Origin of the sequence: Microbulbifer sp. ALW1, from assembly GCF_009903625.1 — a bacterium.
Lineage (GTDB): Bacteria > Pseudomonadota > Gammaproteobacteria > Pseudomonadales > Cellvibrionaceae > Microbulbifer.
The window spans coordinates 1,209,839-1,233,040 of sequence record NZ_CP047569.1 but is presented as its reverse complement, the minus strand read 5'-3'; the positions used below and the strand labels follow the sequence as shown (position 1 = coordinate 1,233,040).

At 52.6% G+C, this 23,202-nt stretch carries 24 protein-coding genes; 18 read left to right on the top strand and 6 right to left on the bottom strand.

Features of this window, described 5'->3' with window-relative positions:
* Window positions 1-100 precede the first annotated feature (100 nt).
* Window positions 101-985, top strand: a complete 885-nt coding sequence (locus tag GRX76_RS05070; RefSeq protein ID WP_160152316.1) for a hypothetical protein — start codon at window positions 101-103, stop codon at window positions 983-985.
* A 2-nt stretch (window positions 986-987) separates the two neighbouring features.
* Window positions 988-1,155 carry a hypothetical protein gene (locus GRX76_RS05065; protein WP_160152315.1) on the top strand — a complete coding sequence of 56 codons (168 nt, stop codon included), beginning with the start codon at window positions 988-990 and terminating at the stop codon, window positions 1,153-1,155.
* A gap of 25 nt (window positions 1,156-1,180) precedes the next feature.
* Here the strand turns inward: GRX76_RS05065 and GRX76_RS05060 are convergent, their stop codons facing one another.
* Window positions 1,181-4,117 carry a pitrilysin family protein gene (locus GRX76_RS05060; RefSeq protein WP_160152314.1) on the bottom strand — a complete coding sequence of 979 codons (2,937 nt, stop codon included), beginning with the start codon at window positions 4,115-4,117 and terminating at the stop codon, window positions 1,181-1,183.
* 507 nt (window positions 4,118-4,624) lie between these two features.
* Between GRX76_RS05060 and GRX76_RS05055 the strand changes: the two genes are divergently transcribed.
* The 4 genes from GRX76_RS05055 (at window position 4,625) to GRX76_RS05040 (ending at window position 10,539) form a co-directional block, all read left to right on the top strand.
* On the top strand, window positions 4,625-7,693 hold the full coding sequence (locus tag GRX76_RS05055; RefSeq protein WP_160152313.1) for a metallophosphoesterase: 3,069 nt from the start codon (window positions 4,625-4,627) through the stop codon (window positions 7,691-7,693).
* 658 nt (window positions 7,694-8,351) lie between these two features.
* Window positions 8,352-8,732 carry a hypothetical protein gene (locus GRX76_RS05050; protein WP_160152312.1) on the top strand — a complete coding sequence of 127 codons (381 nt, stop codon included), beginning with the start codon at window positions 8,352-8,354 and terminating at the stop codon, window positions 8,730-8,732.
* Window positions 8,733-8,756: 24 nt separating this feature from the next.
* Window positions 8,757-9,413 (top strand): hypothetical protein, encoded by a 657-nt coding sequence (locus GRX76_RS05045; RefSeq protein ID WP_160152311.1) that lies wholly within the window; start codon window positions 8,757-8,759, stop codon window positions 9,411-9,413.
* A gap of 55 nt (window positions 9,414-9,468) precedes the next feature.
* On the top strand, window positions 9,469-10,539 hold the full coding sequence (locus tag GRX76_RS05040; protein ID WP_160152310.1) for a serine hydrolase: 1,071 nt from the start codon (window positions 9,469-9,471) through the stop codon (window positions 10,537-10,539).
* 36 nt (window positions 10,540-10,575) lie between these two features.
* On the opposite strand, the gene GRX76_RS05035 is transcribed toward GRX76_RS05040, so the two are convergent.
* Genes GRX76_RS05035 through GRX76_RS05025 form a run of 3 tightly spaced genes read right to left on the bottom strand, consistent with a single transcriptional unit; the run spans window position 10,576 to window position 11,446 of the window.
* Window positions 10,576-10,722, bottom strand: a complete 147-nt coding sequence (locus GRX76_RS05035; RefSeq protein ID WP_160152309.1) for a hypothetical protein — start codon at window positions 10,720-10,722, stop codon at window positions 10,576-10,578.
* A complete protein-coding gene (locus GRX76_RS05030; protein ID WP_160152308.1) occupies window positions 10,703-10,918 on the bottom strand; it encodes a hypothetical protein in 216 nt (71 codons plus the stop codon). Before GRX76_RS05030 ends, GRX76_RS05035 begins: the two co-directional genes overlap by 20 nt.
* A gap of 9 nt (window positions 10,919-10,927) precedes the next feature.
* Window positions 10,928-11,446 (bottom strand): hypothetical protein, encoded by a 519-nt coding sequence (locus tag GRX76_RS05025; RefSeq protein ID WP_160152307.1) that lies wholly within the window; start codon window positions 11,444-11,446, stop codon window positions 10,928-10,930.
* 224 nt (window positions 11,447-11,670) lie between these two features.
* On the opposite strand from GRX76_RS05025, the gene GRX76_RS05020 reads away from it, so the two are divergent.
* Window positions 11,671-12,186 carry a DUF1993 domain-containing protein gene (locus GRX76_RS05020; RefSeq protein WP_160152306.1) on the top strand — a complete coding sequence of 172 codons (516 nt, stop codon included), beginning with the start codon at window positions 11,671-11,673 and terminating at the stop codon, window positions 12,184-12,186.
* Window positions 12,187-12,323: 137 nt separating this feature from the next.
* Here GRX76_RS05020 and GRX76_RS05015 read toward each other — a convergent pair whose 3' ends face one another.
* Entirely contained in the window at window positions 12,324-13,067 is a 744-nt protein-coding gene (locus tag GRX76_RS05015; RefSeq protein ID WP_201276916.1) for a type 1 glutamine amidotransferase domain-containing protein, read from the bottom strand.
* Between the two features lie 148 nt (window positions 13,068-13,215).
* Here GRX76_RS05015 and GRX76_RS05010 point away from each other — a divergent pair, with 148 nt between their 5' ends.
* From GRX76_RS05010 to GRX76_RS04965, 10 genes are all read left to right on the top strand, one after another.
* Entirely contained in the window at window positions 13,216-14,139 is a 924-nt protein-coding gene (locus GRX76_RS05010) for a LysR family transcriptional regulator (RefSeq protein ID WP_160152305.1), read from the top strand.
* Window positions 14,140-14,226: 87 nt separating this feature from the next.
* Window positions 14,227-15,129, top strand: coding sequence for a hypothetical protein (locus tag GRX76_RS05005; protein ID WP_160152304.1), 903 nt, complete (start codon window positions 14,227-14,229; stop codon window positions 15,127-15,129).
* Window positions 15,130-15,277: 148 nt separating this feature from the next.
* The gene (locus GRX76_RS05000; RefSeq protein WP_160152303.1) at window positions 15,278-16,327 is read left to right on the top strand and encodes an NAD(P)-dependent alcohol dehydrogenase; all 1,050 of its coding nucleotides are present in this window, start codon (window positions 15,278-15,280) and stop codon (window positions 16,325-16,327) included.
* A 191-nt stretch (window positions 16,328-16,518) separates the two neighbouring features.
* On the top strand, window positions 16,519-16,899 hold the full coding sequence (locus tag GRX76_RS04995; protein WP_160152302.1) for a VOC family protein: 381 nt from the start codon (window positions 16,519-16,521) through the stop codon (window positions 16,897-16,899).
* A gap of 151 nt (window positions 16,900-17,050) precedes the next feature.
* Window positions 17,051-17,524, top strand: a complete 474-nt coding sequence (locus GRX76_RS04990; RefSeq protein ID WP_160152301.1) for an RDD family protein — start codon at window positions 17,051-17,053, stop codon at window positions 17,522-17,524.
* Window positions 17,525-17,596: 72 nt separating this feature from the next.
* Window positions 17,597-18,061, top strand: a complete 465-nt coding sequence (locus tag GRX76_RS04985; RefSeq protein WP_160152300.1) for a hypothetical protein — start codon at window positions 17,597-17,599, stop codon at window positions 18,059-18,061.
* Between the two features lie 55 nt (window positions 18,062-18,116).
* Window positions 18,117-18,854 (top strand): hypothetical protein, encoded by a 738-nt coding sequence (locus GRX76_RS04980; protein ID WP_160152299.1) that lies wholly within the window; start codon window positions 18,117-18,119, stop codon window positions 18,852-18,854.
* Window positions 18,855-18,973: 119 nt separating this feature from the next.
* On the top strand, window positions 18,974-19,378 hold the full coding sequence (locus GRX76_RS04975; protein ID WP_160152298.1) for a VOC family protein: 405 nt from the start codon (window positions 18,974-18,976) through the stop codon (window positions 19,376-19,378).
* A 177-nt stretch (window positions 19,379-19,555) separates the two neighbouring features.
* The gene (locus tag GRX76_RS04970; RefSeq protein WP_160152297.1) at window positions 19,556-19,855 is read left to right on the top strand and encodes a hypothetical protein; all 300 of its coding nucleotides are present in this window, start codon (window positions 19,556-19,558) and stop codon (window positions 19,853-19,855) included.
* A 159-nt stretch (window positions 19,856-20,014) separates the two neighbouring features.
* Window positions 20,015-21,307 (top strand): DEAD/DEAH box helicase, encoded by a 1,293-nt coding sequence (locus tag GRX76_RS04965; RefSeq protein ID WP_160152296.1) that lies wholly within the window; start codon window positions 20,015-20,017, stop codon window positions 21,305-21,307.
* Between the two features lie 134 nt (window positions 21,308-21,441).
* On the opposite strand, the gene GRX76_RS04960 is transcribed toward GRX76_RS04965, so the two are convergent.
* Window positions 21,442-22,062, bottom strand: a complete 621-nt coding sequence (locus GRX76_RS04960) for a glutathione S-transferase family protein (RefSeq protein WP_160152295.1) — start codon at window positions 22,060-22,062, stop codon at window positions 21,442-21,444.
* Window positions 22,063-22,180: 118 nt separating this feature from the next.
* On the opposite strand from GRX76_RS04960, the gene GRX76_RS04955 reads away from it, so the two are divergent.
* Window positions 22,181-23,140, top strand: a complete 960-nt coding sequence (locus tag GRX76_RS04955) for a YafY family protein (RefSeq protein ID WP_160152294.1) — start codon at window positions 22,181-22,183, stop codon at window positions 23,138-23,140.
* Window positions 23,141-23,202 lie beyond the last annotated feature (62 nt).

Here is a 23,202-nt window from a genome sequence, read left to right as displayed (position 1 = left end):
GGATAACTCGCCCAGTTCCTTCCGGGGATGGGATTCCCGGCTCGCCATCAAGACGATAAAAGCACTCAAGAAACAAAATCTGGACCGGTGAGCGCACCCCATGACGGAATATGTGATCTTCGACCACCACCTGCGCTTTCTGCGGCGCTGGCAGGAGATCTTCACGGCACTCTTCGCCTTCAGTGCCGCCCTGTCACTGATCCCGCTTCTCAACCCTGACCTGGAGCCGCTCGACGCAAGAGCGGCGTACATCCTCTCGCTGTCGTTTTGCAGCTTGCTGGGACCGGCGGCCGTCTATGCCTATTACCAGCGACAGAGGGCACCCTATCGGGCACTGGCGATCGACGAGGAAGGTATCTGGTATCAATACCGTGGGCGGGAACAGGGGCTGATCCCCTGGGGCGCGATCGCCAGTCAGCAGGAGAATACCTTCCTGCAGTACCTTTACCTGAGCGATGCCGACAGCAAGCTGCTGCTGAGCGCCAGCTTCCACCTGCAGGACTTCGAGGATCTTCGGGAAATCATTGCGCACCAGATAGCGATGAACAGCCGCGGAGCGGTAGCGTGTCGTTTTGGCCGAAGCAGCAGCTACCACATGGCCTACGCGCTGGGCCCGCTGTTTCTTCTGATCATGGGGTTTTACGTGGCGCAGTTGGGTCACCCCTGGCTCGGCTACGGTGCCATGTCGTTTACCATCATCACTGTTCTCCACGAGTACATCACCACCGCCTGCGGTGTGCGCATCCTGCACAACGCTGTTGAGGTCCGCTATCCGTTTGAAAAAAAACGGATAGCTTTTGCAGACATCGAACGGCTTCGGATCAACGACAATATCGCCTATGGCAATCGCTACCCGGAATTGTGGATCACCACCAGCGGATTAAAAAAGCCACTCAAGCTTAAGAAATTGGGGATAGACGCGAGCGCACTCTACGCGCGATTGAAGAAAGCGATGGCCAATCATTCTGCCGAGGCGAGCCACTGAACATGGGTGCAAAAACAATCATCATCCTATTGCTCAGCACCCTGTTGCTGGCGACCAATATATTCTGGGTTTACATCGCCCTGGATCAGGCGACCGCGCAGAAATACCGCCAGCAGGAAAGCCGCGAAGACAAGGCGCGTATCGCCGTGCTCGAGCAATCCTGCCGGTAATACCTGCCCCTAATACCTGTCGTTATCAGTCCTCGCCAAGAGCTTCGGCAGCAGGTTCGTCCGACTGTGACGACTGCTGATCCTCCACCAGAGTGACGTCACCCACACCAAGTTTCTCAAGCCGCTCGAACTGGCTAGCGCGATCGCCCGCCACCAGCCAGATCATGGAATCCGGCTGCATATAGGTCTCGGCAATCTTCTGCACCCGGGGAATCGTCATGGCCTTGGCGGTCGCCTCGCGCTCGCGCACATAGTCCGCAGGCCAGCCGTATTCACTCATGTTCTCCAGCAGGCCGAGTTTGGCGCCCGCGGTTTCAAACGCGCGGGTATTGGCGCGCACCAGATAAGAGCGCGAGTTTTCCAGGTCGGCCTCAGTGTAGGTGGGGGCGTACTCCTTGAGAATGTCGTGGATCAGTTGCACCGATTCCGCGGTGACATTCGCGCGCACGCCGCTGCCGATCGAGAAGCGGCCCTCGGTCTTGCCACCAGACACACTGGAACCGATGCCATAGGTGTAGCCCTTGCCTTCCCGCAGCTGCTGCATCAGGCGCGAGGCGAAGCCACCACCGCCAAGAATGTAATTGGTGAACACCGCCGGATAATAGTCTTCCGACACCGCCGGCATTGCCAGGCGGCCGATACGCAATACCGACTGCTTGGAACCCGGCACATCGACAAAATAGATACCGGGCTTGGCGGGCCTGGATTCCGGCTCGGGAATTTTCACTGGCTTGGCGGGCCACTGCTTGGCCAGTTGCGCTGCGGCGGCCATAAACTCCGCCTGCGGGATATCGCCCACTACATGCGCGCTGGCTACCGAGGGCGACAGGGTGTTTTTGTAAAAGGCCTTGAGGTCATCCATGGTGATGGCCGCAACGGAGGCTTCGGTACCCAGGCCGCTGTGACCGCGGATACTGTCTGTGCCGTGCAGCAAGCGCGCAAAGGTCTTGCCGGCAATGGCATTGGGCTCGGCTTCCGCGCGTTTGATCTGGCTGGTAACGCTCTTCTTCGCCAGCACCAGTTCTTTCTCGTCCCAGCGCGGCTCCAGCAGCATTTCCTGCAACAGCGCGAACACCTGATCAAAGTTGCGCGCCAGGGTGGTCACACTGAAGCGGAACGCATCCTGCCCCGCAGACACATTAATACTGGCACCCAGTTTCTGAATCGCGGTTTCCAGCTCTTCCGGGGTGCGGTTTTTGGTACCGCGCTCCATCAGCATGGCGGTGAGGTTGGCCACACCGGTTTTATCGATACTCTCCTGCAGCATGCCGCCATCGATCACCAGGCTGAAGGTCACAACCGGCACCTCACTGTTTTCGATACCGAAAACTTCGATCCCGTTGTCCAGCTTGCCCTGCCACACATCCGGCACCGAGGTTTCCGCCGGGTCGCCGTAGGCCGGCTCCTTGGCGCGGTCGAAGCTTGATGGGGTTTTCTCGTACGCCGCGCTGGCGGAGGCATCAAACTGCGCTTCCGCGCCCTCCACTACTTTCTCTTCCACCACCTGCGCGGCCGTGGAGCCGGACAGCGCCAGCGCCTTTTCACCGCGGGGCACAAAGCTGGTGGCCACGTAGGGCTTGCCCTTGATGTACTTGTCGTACACCCGCTGCACATCCTCCGCGGTGACCGCCAGCAGCCGCTCGATATCCTCCGTCACATACCCCGGGTCATTCGCGTAAATCTGGTACTGGGCCAGCTGGAAACCCTTGCCCAGTACGCTGGAGAGGCTGTTGTAGAACGCCACTTCCTGCCCCGCCTTGATACGCTCCAGGTCTTCCTCGCCGATGCCCTCTTTTTCAAACAGGGCAAAGCCCTTCTGGATGCCCGCGAAGACCGCGTCCAGATGACCACCGGTGAATGCCTGCACCTCCAGTTGAACCTGCCCCGCCAGTTCGGATTCGTACGCGCCCATGGCCACATGCGCGGTGAGCTGTTCGTCTTCCACCAGCACCCGGTACAGAGGCGCGCGCTTGCCACTGGACAGGTATTCCGTCAGCACCGACAGTGGATAACTGTCTTCGCTGTAACGCGGCACCGTGGGCCAGGCCATGCTCAGCTGGGGCTGACGGGCGAAGTTGTCCTCGTAATAGAGCCGCTTGGTTTCCTTCAAAGTGATCGGCTGCTTGGGTGCGCGCTCGATGGCCTCCCCCGCGGGGATCTCACCGAAATACTTTTTCACCAGCGCCTTGGCCTCTTCCGGATCAAAATCCCCGGCCACCACAAGAGTCACGTTGTTGGGCACATACCAGCGGCGGAAGAAGGTCTTCACATCGTCCAGGGTGGCGTTGTCCAGATCCTCCAGCGAGCCAATCACCTGCCAGCTGTAGGGGTGGCCCTCCGGGTAGAGATTGCGATCGATTACGTACTGGCTGTGGCCGTAGGGGCGGTTATCCACACTCTGGCGCTTCTCGTTCTTTACCACCTGCTTTTCTTTCGCCAGCACCGGATCGGTCACCGTATTGATAAACCAGCCCAGCTTATCGGCCTCTGCCCACAGCATCTTCTCCAGCGCATCCTTGGGCACTGTCTGGTAGTAATTGGTGACATCGCGGGACGTGGAACCATTGGCCCCGGAACCGCCAATACGCGCACTCATCGCATCCAATCCACCCTTGCCCAGGTTCTCGGACTCCAGGAACAGCAGGTGCTCGAACAGGTGGGCAAAGCCGGTGCGGCCTTCTTTCTCCCGCGCCGAACCCACATGGGCGGTGAGCGACACCGCCACTACCGGGTCGGAGCGATCGATGTGGAACAGCACATTGAGGCCGTTATCCAGCTGGAACTGCTCATACTCGATGGCGAATTCAGGCTTGGTTTCTTTCTGATCCGAGGCTTTAGATGCCACCTCAGTCTGGGGCTTCGGCTCGGTTTGGGTACTGGAGCGGTCGCAGCCGAACAGGCCGAGGGCCGGAATGGAGAGTGCGGTCAATAGCGCCAGGGAGGCGGTAAGGTTGCGGGGCATGGGGCGATCCTTTGCATAGTTATGCAGAGGAAGATAGCAGGAGTGGTGGGGTTGGGCGACGGGGTGTCGGTGGCGTGAGGTTAAATTGGGTATGAATGGTGGGGATGCGGCTTTAGGAAATGCCTCCCTGAAATACCAAAATGCTATGCCAGATACACGCTAGCGAACACTTATCAAGCTAAAGAAAAAATCTATTCCACGAAACTTCTCACCGATAGGCGACAAGTATGCGCCCAAAGTTAGTGAGTACAAACTTCGAAAACCACAACAGATTAGATCGTCTCGTCAGTTGAAAACCAGCATGTTATAAAGTACGTCACAATATAAAGGGGACGCGCATCACGGCCGGTAATGTATCACCATTGAATGGCAAAACTTGTTACGCCACAAAAAAATAAACAATGAGAAGCCAGCCCCGGCAACCGACCTCGGTTAAATCATAATTTTTTTACACTGAAATTGGCGAATTTAAAGACATTACATAGAAAATTATAAACAGGCATTAATATGACTTTCTGCGTACTTCATCTTAGCGACATACATATAAAATCTTCCTTTAATCAGGCTCATGTAAACACAAAGGAAATTTACAGCTCTTTGAGCAACCTTACTGGAGATATAGATTGCTGCCTGATTATTGTTTCAGGCGATATCGCATTTAGCGGAAAAAAGGCAGAGTATGAATTAGCATCAACACTGCTTAGCACAATAAAAAATGAAATATTAGAAAAATATAAAATAGCAACGCACATAGTCGTTGCCCCCGGAAATCATGACTGTGATTTTTCTAAAGCTTGTTCAATTCGAAATATAGTTATTGACTCACTGGCGTCCAATCCAGAACAAGCTAATGATGAATCGATAATAGAGAAATGCACCGAGGTGCAATCAGATTTCTTTGCTTTTCGAGACAAAATATCTACACTAAAGCCAATATTCGAACATAAATTATGGGTTGACTATCTGATACCAGTCGCCGGCAAATCTGTAAAAATATCCGTCATTAATGCAGCATGGATGTCAAAATTAAAAGAAAAGCAGGGCGAACTAACCTTCCCTATTGAAAAGTTTTCCCACGTGAAAAATTGCGATTCAGACCTAAGAATCGCAGTAATCCACCACCCACTTAATTGGTATGGGCAGCAATCATATCATCCCCTTAGAAAATCGTTGAGAAGAGACTTCGATGCTGTTTTTTCTGGACATGAACACAACACCTCTTCTGGGCTTATTGACGAGTCTGATCACGGAAAGAGTCTTTATTTCGAATCTTCGGCACTTCAATCTTGCGAACCAGGTGTAAGCGATGGTTTTTCCTGCATAAAGTTCGACTTAACGAACGCATCCGCGAGTGAAAGTAGATATGTATTTTCTGGTGAGAAAGCTATCGTAGAAAGTGAAAAGTCCTTCCCAATACTTCCCTTATCAGAAAACTCCGAATTAAAAAAAACAGCCCTACATGAAAGTATAATTGAAGAATTCATGGATGCGGGCGGCAATTTTTCACATCCCGAAAAGAAAATAATAGAAGCTAAAGATGTCTTCGTATATCCCGAACTAGAAGACAAACAGTCAGTGGAACGGAGAACTATATCAGCCAGCCAAATCAAATTAGAACCTAATAAAAATACTAAAATTCTAGTCTTGGGAGAAGATAAGTCAGGCAAATCATTCCTATTGAAAAAAATGTATCTTGATGCACATGGGTCTGGACTACTACCTGTTTACTTCGATAGCTTTGATTTCAAATCAAGCTCACAGCATGAACTCAGCAACACGCTAAAACGAAAAATCGAAAAACAATACAAAGACCCAAATACATACTCAACTTCTGAAATAGGAAAAAAAATCGCTTTTATCGATGGGTTTGATCGACTACCCGGATCGATAAAGAACAAAGATAAAATAATAAAATTTATTGAAGCAAAGTTTGACTCTGTCATCATATCCGGATCCGGAGAAATCGAGCTCAACGAATTAATCGACAAGTCACTATCTAAAACTTTTTCCGAATACGATACATATGAAATAAAGAATTTTGGATATCAGCTTCGTCACGAGCTAATTAAAAACTGGTGCATGTGTGGGAATATTGAAACAAAGCAAGAACTCGACAAAAAGGTCCACAGCGTAGAAACACTAATCAACACAGTTATAGGGAAAAACCTAGTACCGCCCAGACCAATATACATACTTATACTGCTCCAAAGCTGTGAAAATCAGCAAGAAGGAGAGCTAGAAAATGCCGGATTCGCTTATTATTACCAATACCTTATCACGAAAAGCCTGAAAGAGTGCGGCGTAAGAAATGACCAGCTAAACGAAATTTTCAACTATCTTTCTAACTTAGCCTGGTTTTATAGGTGTGAAGAAACAAAAGAAATATATACGAATAAATTAAGAGAGTTTAACAAAATTTTCTCGGAAAAATATACATCCGTTGACTTTGATAACCGATTAAAACTTCTTACTCGCGCAAAAATATTGTCCGCTTCCGATGGTTTCTACACCTTCCCCTACCCATATGTATACTATTTTTTCGTGGGGAAATATTTAGCGCAAAAATTACACGACGAGCAGATAAAAGGCCTAGTAGGCGGGTTGTGTGAGAACCTGAATAAACGTGAAAATTCTGGAATCATTCTTTTTCTATCTCACCATGTAAATGATTCTTGGCTCACGGATCAAGTTTCATTCGCGCTGCAAAAATGTTTTGCTGACGTTGCGGAGTTAGATCTAGACAATGATGTGGAATCACTAAATGCTTTAGTTGCAAGTTCTGCAGAGCTTGTTATTGAAGAAATAGATGTAGAAAGATCCCAGGTTGAACAACGAAAAGCTGCCGACGCTATAGAGGATGATGGGGACAACACTGAAGATAGCGACGATTCAGATGCTAACGAAGCAATCGATATATCCAAGAAATTCAATCTCCTTATTAAAACTGCTGAAATCTTAGGTCAAATAACAAAAAACTACTACGGCTCCATTGAAAGATCCAAGAAATCAGAATATTTGAAGGAAGTTTTCGGAGGACCGCTCCGTCTATTACGTTTCGTTCTAGAGGAAACTCTTAGAGATCCCGAGAGCCTAGTTAAGGACATTGAGCGTGCAATAAGTGATAAAGTCAAGAAAATAGATGATATAGACGAGTTAAGCAGACTATCTCAAAAAGCCGCTTTCGAAGTCGTTGGCATGATCTGTACTGGATTAATTGCGAAAACTGCTCTATTCGTAACTTCAGATCGTCTACGCGAAGATATATCTGCTGTTGTTAGAGATGATGGCTCCATATCTTATAGACTATTCGAGGCTGCCACAGAATTAGTGCGCCCCGGAAGACTTCCAATCGATCAATTAAAAAAGTTATCAAGAGATCTACGGGCTAACACCTTTTCCTTTAAAATCCTACAGACTTTAGTTGCATATCATTTACACATGTTTCACACCACGGACCTAGATAAGCAGAAGCTGTGTGACCTCGCGAATATCACAATGTCAAATGCTAGATCTATTGACGTTAAAAGTAAGAAAACACGCCTAATAAATCGATCCAGATCAACGATCGACGCTTAGCTTCAACCTTATATATATTTTTTTTGGGGGGGAGGGAGGACCTACAATTTGGCCCTCCCCACTATTTTTATCTCACCAAAAGATAGGGTTTACCATTTGTCATAAAGATATAGCGCTCGCGAGCTGATCACCTCGTAAATTGGGTTCAAATCAACATTCAGCACCTCATTGGAATCGCATATTTTTTCAAAAAATTAAGTCCTGACCTTTAGGAAAATGAGTTCCGAATGGCCTCAGGTTAAATGATGCAAAAAATCAGCAGACATCAATGTGCACAAAACAGTTGATCTGGACCCTATTCACTTCCTCACTACTGAAACCCGCGATTTTTTGCCGGCAGTAATCTGCTTGTCATTTTGCCGGTGACATTCAGCATCGCCGCCGGGCCATGGCACAGTGACGCGAAATAGTCTTCGGTGAAGCTGGCGCAGGCAATGCTGCTAACCGCCAGGCTCTAGGGAAAGTCTCACGCGATACCACGGTTACCTGCATTCAATCCAGTTCCCTACTGGACTGCGAATTACTTTGTGATATAAACGTCCCTAATCATAGTGAGTAAAAAATACCCGAATCCAAAACTGGAACAACCGAACCATTTTTTCGTATAAATTAGCTACTCACCTCCACTTCTTTTCAGATTTTTTAGATGGAACGAAAAATGACTTCAACTGATATATGGATTGTATTTACAAAATGCCATCCCCTTCCCGGCTGCGATGTCGATTTTGACGACTGCGAGTTCTACTTTAGCGAGGTATTTGTACCAACTTCAGATTCAGGTGATCTACTGAACACATTTGAGGAAATCCTTGGAAAAGTTCGAAATGGACTTCTCGACAAGAAATTTGAACTTATCGATGTATCCAAAATAATCCGTTTTGATCAAAAACAGTGGGAAGTCATCGGCGACAGCGGTAATGACGTTATCGCTCACGCGAAAGAATCTGCATCGATTAATGAAATTGTATTTAGCGGTTTTCGATCTAAAGAAATAGAAGATGAGACTCAATACAAGCACATAATTTCTAACTTGGATTAAAGACTAATTTAAAGGGATTTTTAGATGATCGGTCAGAACGGTGCCACTTCTGTGGCTGAAGATAAGTATGCTTTCAAAACCGATGTGAGTCTGGTTTTTGGAAATCAGAGCGTTACCAGAAATTATGTGCTGCGCACCACACTACACAGCCTATCGGTCTGGAAAACAAGAAACTACGCCGTAGCCATGTCACCCTTTGAAGATCGCTCTGCCAGCGTATCCAAAGAAGCTGCCCTTATAGACAATGAAACCTGGACATTTGGAGTTGATGCCACAAATGCAAATGACGTCGCTTCTTCTGTAAAATTTGCGGCCAATTTCTACGATGTATCACCGGAAGTACTGCTCGCGAACATTTATGCCAAGAACCTTAACGCAGAAAACATCGACACTAAAAACGACGAAGTAAAAATCAGGGCCAACAAGGAACTATATAGCAGCACTTGCGAGGCAATCAGAAAAGCTGCATCCATTCTTGGCGTTTCCTGCCAAATGAATTTTTACGTATTCAGTAAAAGTAATAATCCCAAGATTCCCCGAAGTGAGTTGAGCGATGCCTTAATTCAAGGTGGCGCCAGCTCGGTAGCTACGGATGAATTCCGCCCCAAAGTACAGGTAGGAAACAACTCGGGAACTGCCTCCCTGACTCAAAGAACAAATTTTCACTTGGCTACCTTATAGACTTGACGACAATAAAATCAGCTCAATCAGGCCAGTTTAACTTTCGGAGAATCACTTGTATCCCAGCAGAACTTTTCTGTTGTTCCTCGCGCTGCTGTCATCGCCGGCGCTGGCCTTTGAGAATACTGCCCGCGAGGCTCTGAACCAGACGCTTTCGGAGATACGCTCTGAATTCCAGACTCCCGCGCTCGCCGTCGCAGTGATCACTTCCGGCGAGCTGGCCTATGTGGGCGGCTCAGGTTACATCGACGAAGCGCAGCAGGTGGCGGTAACGGGCGAGACCACATTTCGCATCGCCTCCATTTCCAAGTTGTTTACCGCGCAGTCCATCGTGCAGCTGGCAGAAACCGGAAAGCTGGAGCTGTCTGACCCAATATCAAAATACCTTCCCGCATTCAAAAACTCCCCCATCACCATCGCCCAGCTGCTTACCCACACCTCTGGTATCCAGGATGCGGTGCGACCAGTGGACAGCGAACAACAGCGCTCGCAGGCCGACTATCTGGCATTGATCGCATCCAAGGCACCAGCAGAGACGGCCGCTCACGCCTTCGAATACAGCGATACCGGCTTTAACCTGCTGGGTGCGATTGTCACTGCGGTCTCCGGGATGCCATTCGAGCAGTATGTACAACGGCATATACTGGCGCCCATCTCGATGAAGCACAGCGGCTATTACGATGGCCATCGGGGAGTCGCACCGTCTGCGCTACCGACCTATCAGGGCAAGGTGCTGACACCGACACAACAGCGCCCATTCGAACCCAGCTTTTATCCCAGTGAGGGGCTGGTCTCCAGCGCGCAAGACCTGGGATTGTGGCTCAGTGCCACGCTCAATCGCGATGACAGGATTTTGAGCGATGCCAGTTATACACAGATGCTGGAGCCGCGCGCAGACACACCCTGGGGCGATATCCAAGTTGCACTGGCGTGGCAGGTGTATGAGAAAGACGGCCGGTTTATCGCGCGCCATCCGGGTAGTGTGCGCGGGTACAAGTCACTGTTGATCAGTTATCCACAGGAGCGCAACGGTTTGGTGCTGCTGAGCAATGCGGCAAAGGCGCCGCGGTTTGAGACTGCCGACAGGTTAACGCAAACCTTGCGGGATGCGGGTATCTGGCAGTAGTGCACTTCTGCTGCCGGCTTTTTGACGACGGAGCGCTCAACGCTTATTAAGCAGCTTACTTTTTACTTTCTGCATATTGAGAAAAACATGGGCTTTCACGTTCTTTGGATCTACCTCACCGGGCATCGGCTGGACTTGCTTATCCAACTTTTCTTTCGGTTTGTTATTTTCCTTGCTCATCATCAGTGTTCTTTTCGTACTGGTCCGGGTTGTCGAGAAACTTCTTCATATCACCTGAAGCAAGGCCATCAGGCTCATCGAGCTCTTCCGAGTCGATATTGCGAATGTGTTGCCGCGCACGTCGAATGGCCTCCGAGATATCTCCGGAGTCGCGCTCTCGCTGCTTATCGCTAATGTGCTTAACTTTATCTTTACTCATAAGGCTCAATCACAATCGAATATTCAAGTAATCTGATTCCGCAACATAGGTAAAGCCAAACTTTTCATAGTAAGACCTTACCTCTGCATTTATCGGATTCATGATCCTGAGTTCATTAGCTCCCAGCGCCGTAGCATAACTGACCATCGCGAGGAACGTTGGCTCAAATACCTTCAGTCCCTTGCGCTTTTCTGGACTTGCTTCTAGAAAATCAAGCCGCAGGCTACCACCATTATAGGTTGGGCGCCCCAAGCTTAAGCTGGCTAACTGGTGATTGTCCCACAATGCCAGCTCAAACCGTTTCGGATATCGAAACTTAAATGACTGATATCCTCGCTTCCAGTCCCAGTCGACTTTTCTTCTCGGTAAGCCCTTCCAAAGTTCCGATTCAGTGAGCGTGTGACTATCAATCAACGTCGCCCTGAGCCCTGGCTGCCACCCAGATTGAAGTTCTCGATTGAGTTCATAAATCACGGCCTGCCGAATAACCGTATAGCGCTCTTCCGCTTCCCTGTGGGTGGCTAACATTCACTAGTCCTTTTAGCTACATATAATTAGAAACTTCAGCGAATAATAATTAATACCACCTCAACCTCAAGCATAAAACAATGTACGCCCGTATCAACTAACGGAATTTTGCTACGTACGTATAATTAACTCTGCTTTTTCTCCTCCACTCCCGCAGGATACGCTAATGTTTTCGCCAAATAGCGCGCGCAAAGAGCGTTGCTACACCCCAACGAGAGAGCATTATGGCCAACGAGCAAATTACCGAGATCAAACGCATTTTTACATCACGGCTGGACGTACTCGACCACCTTCTGGACGTTGGCGAGAAACACGTCACCGATACCGATGCTCTGATGCAGGAGCGCCTGGCGGAAGATATGTTGCCGTTTGGTGCGCAGATTGTGTTTATGTGCAACCAGCCCCGTGGCTTCTCGCAGTGGTGTGCCGGCAAGCCGGTAGATAACCACAAGCCGGAGCTGGCGACACTGGCCGAGGCGCGCGCGCTGATCAGTGAGACCCGCACCATGGTTGAAGGCATCGACGTGGACGACAGCAAGCTGGACGAGATGAAGCGCCTGGGACTAGGTCCCGGTGCCTTTTGTGAGATACCGGGGCACCAGTACGTGAACGATTACCTGATCCCGAACCTGTACTTCCACATCACCACCACCTACGCCATGCTGCGCAACATGGGCGTGCCCATTGGCAAGGCGGACTATATGACGTTCCTTCGCCCGCATATCCAGAAAGAGGCCTAACCGGCCTCGGTAAGAGATTACCGCCCGCAGAAACAGCAGAGCCCGGTGACCACCTGTGTACTCAACAACACGGGCAGCCACCGGGCTCTTTGCGTTTACCTGGTAGCGCTTGGTTAGTAGCGCCCAGTTAGCAGCGTTTACTGGTTCAGTGCCTTGGCCAGTACCCGGCCCAGTTCCGCCGCGGACTGCGGGTTCTGGCCGGTGATGATACGGCCGTCCTGTACCACAAAGCTTTCCCACGCTTTGCCTTCCAGGTAGTTGGCGCCGAGTGCGGTCAGTTCGTCCTGCAGCAGGTAAGGCACTACGTCGGCCAGGCCTACCGCCTTTTCTTCCTCGTTGCTGAAACCGGCGACCTTCTTGCCGGTAATGATCGGCTTGCCGTCTTGGCCGGTGACATTCAGCAGCGCGGCCGGGCCGTGGCACAGGGCCGCCACATAACCGCCGTCGGCGTAGATGGCGGAGGCGACGCTATTGACCGCCGGGCTCTTGGGGAAGTCCCACACGGTACCGTGGCCACCGGCGAACAGGATGGCCTGATAGCGCTTGGGGCTGACGTCCGCGAGCTTACGAGTGTTGTCCAGCAGGCTGCGGGTTTGCGGGCTGGCGAGGAATGCAAAGTTCACCGCATCGTCATCCGCCATGCTGCGCGCATCCACCGGTACCGCACCGCCCTTGATGCTGGCGATTTCCACCTCAAAGCCCGCCTTTTTGAGCTCGTGGTAGGGGTGGGTCAGTTCCGACAGCCACAGGCCGGTTTTCTCGTCGGTATCCCCCATCTGCTCGTGGCTGGTGGCCACGATCAGTACCCGCGGCGCGGCCAGGGCGAGGCTTGCGGACGATAGCGCCAGTAGCGCCACAACGATCGAAAACAGTTTCTTCATGTAAGGTCTCCAATAGACAGTTAGCGCCGGCAGCCGGCCCCGCTCGGGTGGGCCGCTGCCGGATTGGGGGCTATGCTAGGGCATATTCTGATATAAGATAATTCGATTCATTGAATTACAGTCTTTCAAAATATGAATATCGGAAGCTATGAATATCGGGAATAAAGACCTGAACCTGCTCAAGCTGTTCCAGGTGCTGTACGAGGAGCGCAACGCCTCGGTGGCCGCGGAGCGCATGAACCTGAGCCAGCCGGCACTCAGCCACAAGCTGGCCAAGCTGCGCAGCGAGTTCGACGACACCCTGTTTGCCCGCGCGCCGCGCGGACTGACGCCGACGCCGCGGGCACACCAGCTGGCGCCACAGATCCAGGCGCTGGTGCGCTCGCTGGAATCCTTTTACGACTACTGCGACGAAGAGAGCTTTCTGCTGCGGGAAGGCCGCGTGCATATCTTTGGTACCGACTTTATCGAGCAGTTGTTGCTGCCCAAACTGCTGCCGGTGATCAGTGAGCAGGCGCCCAAACTGCAGCTGGTGTTTCACAACACCCGCGGCCGCCTGCCGCGCAGCGAGCTGGAAACCGGCGCCTGTGATATCGCCATTGCGGGCTTCTTCGAGCAGTTGCCCGCGTCCTTCTATCAGCAGAAGGTACACAAGGAGGGCTTCAGCGTACTGGCGAGCCGCAGTAACCGGCACATTGGGAAGACGCTGGATCTCGAGGCCTTCCTGGCCTGCGGGCATCTGGTCACTACCCTGACCGGTGACCTGGACGGTATTGTGGATAAGAAATTACACAAGCTCGGGCACCAGCGGCGCATTGTGGCGGGGCTGTCGAGCTTCCTGTCCCCCGCCACCACCATCGAAGGCAGCGATCTGCTGATCACCTGCCTGAACTCGGTGGCCCAACAGGCCTGCCGCAGTCTTCCCGACCTGGTGACCTACCCCTGCCCGATCAAGCTGCCAGACGTGGACATTCTGCAGATCTGGCACCAGCGCACCCAGGACGATCCGTTGCGGGCCTGGCTGCGCCAGCAGATCAAGGCAGCGCTGGCAGCGGCCAGGGGTAAAAAGTAGATACTTTCCGCAAGACCGGCGAGCCACCCGCACGCCGGCGAGATACGTATAATACCCGGCTACACCTCGAAGCCATTTGGAGTAACGATGCGCTTTCCCGCCCTCGCCCTGACCGCGATCATCACTGTTTCCTGCGCCCTTGCCGCTGCGCTTTTTAGTCCAGCGGTCGCGGCAGACGCCAAGATCTTCGCCAATCCGCAATTGCAGCAGCAAATGCCCACCGCGTTCGCACTGCAGCCGCAGGCGCGCGGTTTTCTGCAACCGGCATTTCGGCAGACCGTGGAACAGGGCGATGCTCTGGTGGCAGCCATTCGCGAGGACAAGGAACTGGCAGAGGCGATTGCCCGCTGGCCCAGCCTAACCATGGAGCAGCAGATTCCCTACCTGAAGCGGGTGTTTACGCTGGAAGTCGCAGTGATGGGAGTTAAGGCACCCAAGCTACTGATCGACGACCACAGTTTCCCCGGCCGCATGGTGTATTTCGATTTTGACCCGCAGAACCCTTCGACCGGCACCGTTTATCTGAATCCGAAGATGCTGGCCGAGCGCCCCAAGTACGAGTCGCTGGCCTTTCTGATCCATGAGACCCGCCACTCTTTCCAATTCCAGCACGCGTTTAGCGATGCCAGCGATATGCAGGATGCGGTCAACAGCGGTTATGCCGCAGCCTTTAAGGCACAGAAAAACCTGAAGGGGTTTTCGTTCAGTGACTTCCTCACACTGCTGAATGAATACGAGGCCTTCCTGTTTGGAAATTACGTGCTGGGCAAGCTGACGAACTGGCAACTGGATATGCCGGACATGGGCACCTTCGCCAGTCAGTTCGACCAGCACGGGAAACTGAAGATCGACCTGATTGCGCTGGCGGCGGAGGATTCCGACCGCAGCCTACTGGAACGCTATAACGAGCTGGCGCAGGCGCAGTACGCGTTGCGCAGCCAAAAGTCCTCAGGTTCAAAGGATTCCGAAAAGGACAACAAGGGCGACTAGCCACAAACCGCCCCACTCTCGCACCACCGCCCTCTCTCCACCTCCGGCAAGGCACCAAATTCCGCGGTATTGGCCCCCGTTGTGCGCAGGCTTACCTACACTCCCTAGGCCTGTGTACAACCACTTTGCCACTACTCCGGAGCCTACGATGAAAACCATCGGTTACGCCGCCCAATCCGCCGGCGACACCCTCGCCCCCTGGGAATTCGAACGCCGCGACCTGCGCCCCAACGACGTCGCCATGGAGGTGCTGTATTGCGGCATCTGCTTTACCGATATCCACCAGGTGCAGGACGACTGGGGTTGGGGCATTTTCCCGATGGTGCCCGGGCACGAGATTGTCGGTCGCGTGATCGATGTGGGCGAAGACGTCAACCAGTTCAAAAAAGGCGACACCGTGGCCGTGGGCTGCATGGTGGATTCCTGCCAGGAATGCGATCAGTGCCACCACGGCGAGGAACAGTTCTGTCGCGAGGGTATGACCCTCACCTACGCCGGCCGCGACCGCATTAACGGCGAGACAACCCAGGGCGGTTATTCCAAGCACCTGGTATGCCGGGAAGAATTTGTGCTGCACATACCCGATGGCCTCGACCTTTCCCGCGCGGCGCCGCTGCTGTGTGCCGGCATCACTACCTATTCCCCCCTGCGTCACTGGAACATCGGCCCCGGCAGCCACGTGGGCGTGATCGGCCTCGGCGGACTCGGGCATATGGCGGTAAAACTGGCGGTGGGCCTGGGTGCCGATGTCACGGTACTGAGCCGCACCGAAGACAAGGAGGCCGATGCGCTGGACCTCGGTGCCGACGGTTTACTCGTATCCAGCGATGACGCCGCGATGGAAGCCGCCCAATCCACCTTCGACCTGATCATCGACACCATTCCGGTCAAACACGACCTCACTCCCTATCTGCAATTGCTGGATATCAATGGCGGTCTGGTACTGGTCGGACAGATTGGCCCGATTGAAGAGCTGAACAGCGAAGCGGTCGTCATGGGCCGCCGCTGCATTGTCGGCTCCGCCATCGGCGGTATTGCCGAAACCCAGGAGCTGATCAACTTCTGCGCCAAAAAAAACATCCTGCCGGAGTGCGAGGTTATCAAGATTGACCAAGTGAACGATGCGCTGGAGCGGCTCAAGCGCTCGGATGTGCGCTATCGCTTTGTGATTGATATGGCTTCGCTGGCGGCACCCTGAAGCACTGCGGGACCTTGCTCAACTGGTGCTGCCGCAAACAGGTGGCACCGCCGTACAACTTTTACTGCCGTTTCTGCTTAGCGTTTCGCTGAGAGCCTATGAAACCAAGCAGGAAGCGACACCTGTAAAATTCCGGTAAGCTCACTTTCAATTTTTACGCGACGTTAAATACACGGACTAAGGATTGAATCATGGATCTGGAATTCGAGCCTGGAAAAAACATTGCGATGAAGATCCCGGCACATGAGCATGAAAGCACCGTCAATTTTTATCGAAACATTTTGCGATTCAAAGAGCTTACGGGAAACGGTGTGAACGACACGCCCAAGTTTGAGTTTGGCGGTAAAGTGCTTTGGCTGGACTCCGTGCCCGGCTTGAGTCAATCGGAAATATGGCTGGAGATCGTCGCTAGTGATATTGGTAGAGCCGCTGAGCATCTCAAAGAGCAGGGCTGCCATCGTAGAGATGAAATTGAACCACTACCTGAGGGGTTTAAAGCGTTTTGGATCTCTAGCCCGTCGAACATCATTCATTTAGTTTCGTCGCGCAATGACAAGGAGCAAGAGCTATAAGTTCGGCCCCAAGGTCACCGAACAGCTGATTACTACCTCGTTTAAGGCTGGTGACTTGTCAGCGAACATTATTCCGGGATATAAAACATGCCAAATATATGTGATGTAATTCCCACTAGGAAGTAAGTCACCAAACGAACAAGGACGAAGAATGACTAGCACGGGCCAACCGCACTCAGAAAACACACTCAATTACGCCGGATTCTGGCCACGTGTTGGAGCCTCGATCATCGACACCCTGATACTGATGGTTATCACCCTGCCGCCGTTGATTCTGATTTATGGCTGGACATATCTCGAAAGCGAGCAGCTGTTCCTGGGCACTGCGGACGTCGTCATTAACTGGATATTTCCATTCATTGCCATAGTTGCCTTCTGGGCATACAAACAGGCCACCCCTGGAAAAATGGCCATTGCGGCCAGAATTGTCGATGCCAAAACTGGTGGCAAGCCGTCCCTCCAACAGTACGTCGTTCGCTATATCGGCTATTTCATTTCCACCATCCCGCTCGGATTGGGGTTGCTGTGGGTTGCATGGGATGAAAAAAAGCAGGGATGGCATGACAAACTGGCCAATACAGTAGTAGAAGTCGTCAAACCAACCGCAACATCTGAGACCAACTAAAAATTTCTAGAAGTCGTTGCGACCACCCTTTCCAGGCATAATTTAGAGCGAAGACGAAGTGAAGGAAAATACATGAGCGAGAACGAGTGGATTGACGCATTCTCGGTCCCAATGAAATCTAAATTAGCCCTGTTTTTACTGTCTTTCTTTGCAATCATTGGGTTTGGTTTTGTTGGCTACAAAATGGGAAGCTACACACTTATCGCCATTTGCTCACTTCTATGTATTTTTCTCTGGGGCTTTGCTTTCTACAGAACATGGATTTTTGTAGACAAGAATAGTAAATCCATAATTTTACGAAAAAGGTTTTACCTCACCTGGAACAAGAGCATTCCTTACAGCGGAATGCGGCTGAGAGTTGGAGGTGGGGCAGCTTCATCTCCGAGTTTCCAACAACACGGCCAAACCGGTTCCCATGACATCTACCTAACCGAACCAAATTCGGAGCGAGGAGTAATCATATTTTCCTCCAGTGTCGGCAAGGATTTCAGGCGTGTCAGATCCCATTTAAAGAAACATTTCGACCTTTCTTATTGAATTATCAGCCCCGGCTAAACACTCGACACGACAATAAAAATCAAGGACTCAGGTAATGATCAGAGCAAAAGGAATTGCGGGTTTAATAACATTTCTCCTGATGCTACTAGCCCCATTTAGTTCTTCTAGCGCTACGGCCACACAGGAACACTTATGCTTTGAGGGCATATCGGATAAAACAAGTTTTCTATGCTACCCAAACACAGCTGACCCAAAGCGCGAGGAGATTGTAGGGAAAGCGGTAGACCAATTGGGGTTTGCACTGGATAGAAATGAACCATTGAAAACAATGGTGACCATGGCGCCGGATATGGCCAGGTTCTATACACAGGATAAATTTTCCGCTTCACTCAAAAAGCACTTCCCCCTGCTAGACCGCAATTCTATTGAGCATATAGTGCATTACGGCGACTACTCCGCTCTCCTGCTATCCGGCGGATCACAGCTTCTGTTCAATCACGTGAAGCAGACCTTTATTTTCAGTTTTGACGAGCCAGCGCCCATTGCGGGACTGGCATACTACTATGGTCGCGGTATGAAGCCCGGAAAATGGACTGGCGCACTTCCCGCATCCAACTGCTCTCTCACACGTGATGGAATCACCTTTATCGCCGCGGAGCGCGAACATCCGCTTTATAACCAGAGCGGGTCTTTCTGTACTTACGATGGCTATTACTTCAAATCCGCACAAAATGCGGTGCAAGTCCGCAAGTTGGATCAGATTGGCCAGGGAGAAAGCTTATTGAATGAAAACGGCCTTCCAGCCTTTCTCAGTTGGATTAGACGAGAGTAGCAATATCTCTTCTCGATGAGTTTTCCGTCAAAAATTTCGCTGGCTGTCGATTTCGGCGTTTCTGATTCGACTATTAGATACCAACACCATCTATCGTTGGTCGAAATAGAGGAATTACCATGTCCAGAATGATGTTCGTAAACCTGCCAGTCACCGATCTGGGGAAATCCATCGAGTTTTTTTCCCAGCTTGGCTTCGAGTTCAACCCCCAGTTCACTGACGAGACCGCAACCTGCATGATCGTCGGTGAGAGCAACTTTGTGATGTTGCTCACCCGGGAGAAGTTTCTGGGTTTCACCCCCGGCCTTGAGATCTGCGATACCGAAAAGAGCACCGAGGTACTGGTGTGCCTGTCGGCGGAGAACCGTGCCGAGGTAGATGCACTGCTAGATAAGGCGGTTGCGGCGGGCGGCAGCAGCTATCGCGAGCCCGAGGACCACGGTTTTATGTATGGCCGCGCTTTCCGGGATCTGGATGGGCATATCTGGGAAATTATGTGGATGGACACCGCTGCAATACAGTAGTCCGATGGATAGCTGAGAAAAATATTGGCGTACGAGGGCGGCCGCAAGGGCTGCCCCCATGTTTACGGGTGGCGCTTTTCCAGGGGGGCCTGGCCTCAAATCTTCACACGATTCTGGCTAATCAATAATCCACCCGACCCTGTTACAATCGCGCCGAAATATTCACCCGGAAAACTTATGGAACATGAAATCCTCAAGGTATTTCTGGCCAACCAATGGCTGACCATACCGATATTCATCATTCTTGTAATAGGCATTACGCTTTTTTGGTTCGGTGGCCTGATGGCTGCGCTGACGGCATTGGGCAATAACCGCTGGGGCTGGGGGCTGTTGTCGCTTGTTCTCGGCCCGATAACAGGACTTCCTTACTCCCTGATTCACAAGGAAGCCGCCTACCCCAAATCACTGATGATCAAGGGCCTGCTTTGCCTGCTGGCAGGGCTGGCACTATCACTCGTCGCCTGGGCTATTACCTGAATGGAATTTGCCCCGCAGTGGTCAAGGAGCGACCGCTCATAACGCCGAATAGCTAACCAGCGCCTACGCTGTACTTTACTGTTACCATGCCGTGCTGAAACCAGCCGCTGGTCATTTACCGACCAACGCCCCTTGCTACCGCCCCTTTAGAGACTCCAGATGACATTCCGCCCCCTGGGTTTGAGCGCCCCGATCCTGCAAGCCCTTGAAGAAAAAGGGTATTCAACCCCCACCGAGATCCAGCGCAAAGCGATTCCCGCCATCCTGGAAGGCCGGGACGTGATCGCGACTGCACAAACAGGCACCGGTAAAACCGCGGCCTTTGTGCTGCCGATTCTGGATTTGCTCAGTGGTAAACGCGAGCGGCGGGCGAAGCGCTTTCGCGCGCTCATTCTGGTGCCCACCCGCGAGCTGGCGATGCAGGTGGAAGACAATGTCCGGCAGTACGGCAAGCATCTGGCGGTGACTTCCATGGCGATGGTGGGTGGTGTCGACCTGGAGCCGCAGAAACAGCAGTTGATTGAGGGCGTCGATATTGTGGTCGCCACGCCAGGACGCTTGCTCGATCTGGCGCGCCAGCGCGCGCTCCATTTTGATGAGCTGGAAGTGTTGGTGTTGGATGAAGCCGACCGCATGCTGGATATGGGGTTTATCGACGATCTCGAAAAAATTATTGCGCGCCTGCCGACACGACGCCAGAGCCTGCTGTTTTCCGCGACCATGTCACGTCAGGTAAGGTCGCTCGCCGATATCGTGGTCGAATTCCCCTTTGAAGTTTCCGTTGCCGGCAATAAGAAAACGGCTCCGAAGATTTCGCAGTGGTTGATTGCTGTCGACAAGCACAATAAATCCGCGCTACTCAGTCATCTGGTGACGGAGCGCAACTGGACACAGGCATTGATCTTTATCCGTACTCAGCATGGTGCGGCAAAGCTGGTGAGCCAGCTGGAAAAGCGTGGCATAAAGGCGGAGGCCATCCATGGTGGCAAGAGTCAGGCATCGCGCTCGAAGATACTCGCCGATTTCAAATCCGGCGAGATCAACATCCTGATTGCCACCGGCGTTGCCGCCCGCGGCATTGATATCGACGAGCTTGAGCGCGTGGTCAATTACGATTTGCCCGACGATGTCGACGAGTATATCCACCGTATCGGCCGCACCGGACGCGCCGGCTCTTCAGGGGAAGCGGTATCCCTGGTATCCAAGGACGATTTCAAACGCCTGTGCGCGGTGGAGCGCCGGCTTGGGAAGATCATTGAACGGGTGACGATCGACGAGTTCCCTGTGGTAAAGGATCTGCCAGCGTCGAACCTGAATTTTTCAGCGAAGAGAGGGACGGCGAAAAAGACCGTCAAAAAAGGAGGCCGCCCAGAAAAATCGGCCGCCCCCGCGACAGGCAGTCCGTCCGGCAGCCCTGCCCGTAAAACCCCCTGGGGTTCTATCAAAAAGTGAGCAGCTGCAAATACTAAGCGTCAGACAGACGCGGCGGCCACGAATGGCCGCCGTGACAGTTACCGGCACTCAGGTCGATATCCGCTTCATAATTCACGGAACGGCAGTGACAGCTGCCCTGATCGGTTTATGGATCAGGCCTTCTCCATCAGAGCGTCATCTTTTGCATTGCCGCGCTGGTAGGCTTCGCGGTCGGTAACGCGCTTGGCGTAGTCGATGAATTCCACGCGCTTTTCAATGGTGCCGAACTGCAGGCCCCAGTTGATCTGCGATCCCACATAAACGTCGGCAGCGGTAAAGCGGTCGCCCGCCACATAGTTGTGACCCATAAACCAGTTGGACAGGTTGTCGAGCACCGCCGCGTAGCTGCCGTAGCCCACCATCATCTGCTTCTCTGCATCCGGCTCAACTCCTAGGGTTTTGGTGTCGATAATGGCCGCTTCCAGGGGCCCAGCAGCAAAGAACAACCAGCGGTAGTAACTGGCGCGCTCTTCCGCGGTTGGCGCCAGCCCCGCTTGCGGGAAGGCCTCGGCCAGGTAGGCGCAGATGGCGGCGCCTTCGGTCACCACCTGATCGCGGTGAACGATGGCCGGCACTTTGCCCATGGGATTGATCTTCAGGTAGGCGGGCGCTTTCATGCTGCCGCCGTATTCGAGAATCTCCGTGCGGTAAGGCGCGCCCACCTCTTCCAGCATCCAGCGCACGATACGACCGCGGGATTGCGGGTTGGTGTAGAAAATCACTTCATCTTGCATAGCAGCTCTCCGTTGCTTTGACTTCTCATTATCCGCCACGGTGTGTGACCGGAATGCGGATACTCTAGTCTTCAAATAGGCTATATTCCGCCCTAATAAAAAACGCAGGATGCAATTCATGTCGAATCCAACGACACGGGTACTGGCACTGCTGGAGCTGCTGCAAAGTCACGGCAACGCGAGTGGCGGCGAGCTGGCGCAAATGCTGGGCGTGGACGGCCGCACTCTGCGCCGTTATATCGCGACCCTTGAGGAAATCGGGATTCCGCTAACCGCAGAGCGCGGGCGCTACGGCGGCTATCGGCTGGTGTCCGGCTACAAGCTGCCGCCGATGATGTTTACCAATGACGAGACCCTGGCCATTTCCCTCGGCCTGCTCGCGGCCCGCAGCCTCAGTGTGGGCGATGTCTCCACCGCCGTTGCCAGTGCCCAGGCGAAGCTGGAACGGGTAATGCCGCAGAAGCTGAAACAGCAGCTGCGCGCACTGGACGATAGTGCCACCCTGGATCTGGTGCCGACGACTGCACCGGCGAGTGAAACCCTGGCCGCGCTAGCGACTGCCACCCAGAACCGCTGCCGCGTGATATTTGACTACACCAGTAGCAGGGAAAACGCAGATGAGGCGGTGACGCAACGGGAATTTGATCCCTATGGCCTGGTTTTCCGCTACGGCCGCTGGTATGCGGTGGGCCACTGCCACTTGCGCGTAGAAATCCGTACCTTCCGCCTCGATCGCTTGCGCCAGTTACGCAGACTGGAAACACCGTTTGAGCGGCCACTGGACTTCGATGCTGCCGGCTATCTCCGCGGTAGCTTCGCGGCCATGGAGCAGGGTTTTGAAGTGAAGTTGTTCCTGCATACCGATCTTGAGACCGCCACCCGGATGCTCGGCGATGAACTCGGTCTGCTGACGCCAAAAGGCGACGGGGTGCTGTGGCGCGCACAGACCGGTTGCCTGGGCTGGTTTGCCTCACAGCTGGTGCGGCTACCGTACGACTTTGAAATTCTCTCCCCAGCGGACCTCAAAACCGAGTTGCGCCGACATGCAGAGAAGTTGCTGACAGTGACCATGGCTTAATCGGCACCCCTGCTCCTGATACAGTGAAAGGTATTCGATACGGAATCCGGGTTAAGAAACAG

Excerpts from the sequence above, each read along its gene's own strand:
- GRX76_RS04955 (WP_160152294.1), top strand. The coding sequence starts at position 22,181 with ATGTCGAATCCAACGACACGGGTACTGGCACTGCTGGAGCTGCTGCAA.
- GRX76_RS05000 (WP_160152303.1), top strand. The coding sequence starts at position 15,278 with ATGAAAACCATCGGTTACGCCGCCCAATCCGCCGGCGACACCCTCGCC.
- GRX76_RS05020 (WP_160152306.1), top strand. The coding sequence starts at position 11,671 with ATGGCCAACGAGCAAATTACCGAGATCAAACGCATTTTTACATCACGG.
- GRX76_RS05050 (WP_160152312.1), top strand. The coding sequence starts at position 8,352 with ATGACTTCAACTGATATATGGATTGTATTTACAAAATGCCATCCCCTT.
- GRX76_RS05070 (WP_160152316.1), top strand. The coding sequence starts at position 101 with ATGACGGAATATGTGATCTTCGACCACCACCTGCGCTTTCTGCGGCGC.
- GRX76_RS04970 (WP_160152297.1), top strand. The coding sequence starts at position 19,556 with ATGGAACATGAAATCCTCAAGGTATTTCTGGCCAACCAATGGCTGACC.
- GRX76_RS05045 (WP_160152311.1), top strand. The coding sequence starts at position 8,757 with ATGATCGGTCAGAACGGTGCCACTTCTGTGGCTGAAGATAAGTATGCT.
- GRX76_RS04975 (WP_160152298.1), top strand. The coding sequence starts at position 18,974 with ATGTCCAGAATGATGTTCGTAAACCTGCCAGTCACCGATCTGGGGAAA.
- GRX76_RS04965 (WP_160152296.1), top strand. The coding sequence starts at position 20,015 with ATGACATTCCGCCCCCTGGGTTTGAGCGCCCCGATCCTGCAAGCCCTT.
- GRX76_RS05035 (WP_160152309.1), bottom strand. The coding sequence starts at position 10,722 with ATGATGAGCAAGGAAAATAACAAACCGAAAGAAAAGTTGGATAAGCAA.
- GRX76_RS05055 (WP_160152313.1), top strand. The coding sequence starts at position 4,625 with ATGACTTTCTGCGTACTTCATCTTAGCGACATACATATAAAATCTTCC.
- GRX76_RS05060 (WP_160152314.1), bottom strand. The coding sequence starts at position 4,117 with ATGCCCCGCAACCTTACCGCCTCCCTGGCGCTATTGACCGCACTCTCC.
- GRX76_RS05030 (WP_160152308.1), bottom strand. The coding sequence starts at position 10,918 with ATGAGTAAAGATAAAGTTAAGCACATTAGCGATAAGCAGCGAGAGCGC.
- GRX76_RS04960 (WP_160152295.1), bottom strand. The coding sequence starts at position 22,062 with ATGCAAGATGAAGTGATTTTCTACACCAACCCGCAATCCCGCGGTCGT.
- GRX76_RS04995 (WP_160152302.1), top strand. The coding sequence starts at position 16,519 with ATGGATCTGGAATTCGAGCCTGGAAAAAACATTGCGATGAAGATCCCG.
- GRX76_RS05025 (WP_160152307.1), bottom strand. The coding sequence starts at position 11,446 with ATGTTAGCCACCCACAGGGAAGCGGAAGAGCGCTATACGGTTATTCGG.
- GRX76_RS05015 (WP_201276916.1), bottom strand. The coding sequence starts at position 13,067 with ATGAAGAAACTGTTTTCGATCGTTGTGGCGCTACTGGCGCTATCGTCC.
- GRX76_RS05005 (WP_160152304.1), top strand. The coding sequence starts at position 14,227 with ATGCGCTTTCCCGCCCTCGCCCTGACCGCGATCATCACTGTTTCCTGC.
- GRX76_RS04990 (WP_160152301.1), top strand. The coding sequence starts at position 17,051 with ATGACTAGCACGGGCCAACCGCACTCAGAAAACACACTCAATTACGCC.
- GRX76_RS04985 (WP_160152300.1), top strand. The coding sequence starts at position 17,597 with ATGAGCGAGAACGAGTGGATTGACGCATTCTCGGTCCCAATGAAATCT.
- GRX76_RS04980 (WP_160152299.1), top strand. The coding sequence starts at position 18,117 with ATGATCAGAGCAAAAGGAATTGCGGGTTTAATAACATTTCTCCTGATG.
- GRX76_RS05010 (WP_160152305.1), top strand. The coding sequence starts at position 13,216 with ATGAATATCGGGAATAAAGACCTGAACCTGCTCAAGCTGTTCCAGGTG.
- GRX76_RS05065 (WP_160152315.1), top strand. The coding sequence starts at position 988 with ATGGGTGCAAAAACAATCATCATCCTATTGCTCAGCACCCTGTTGCTG.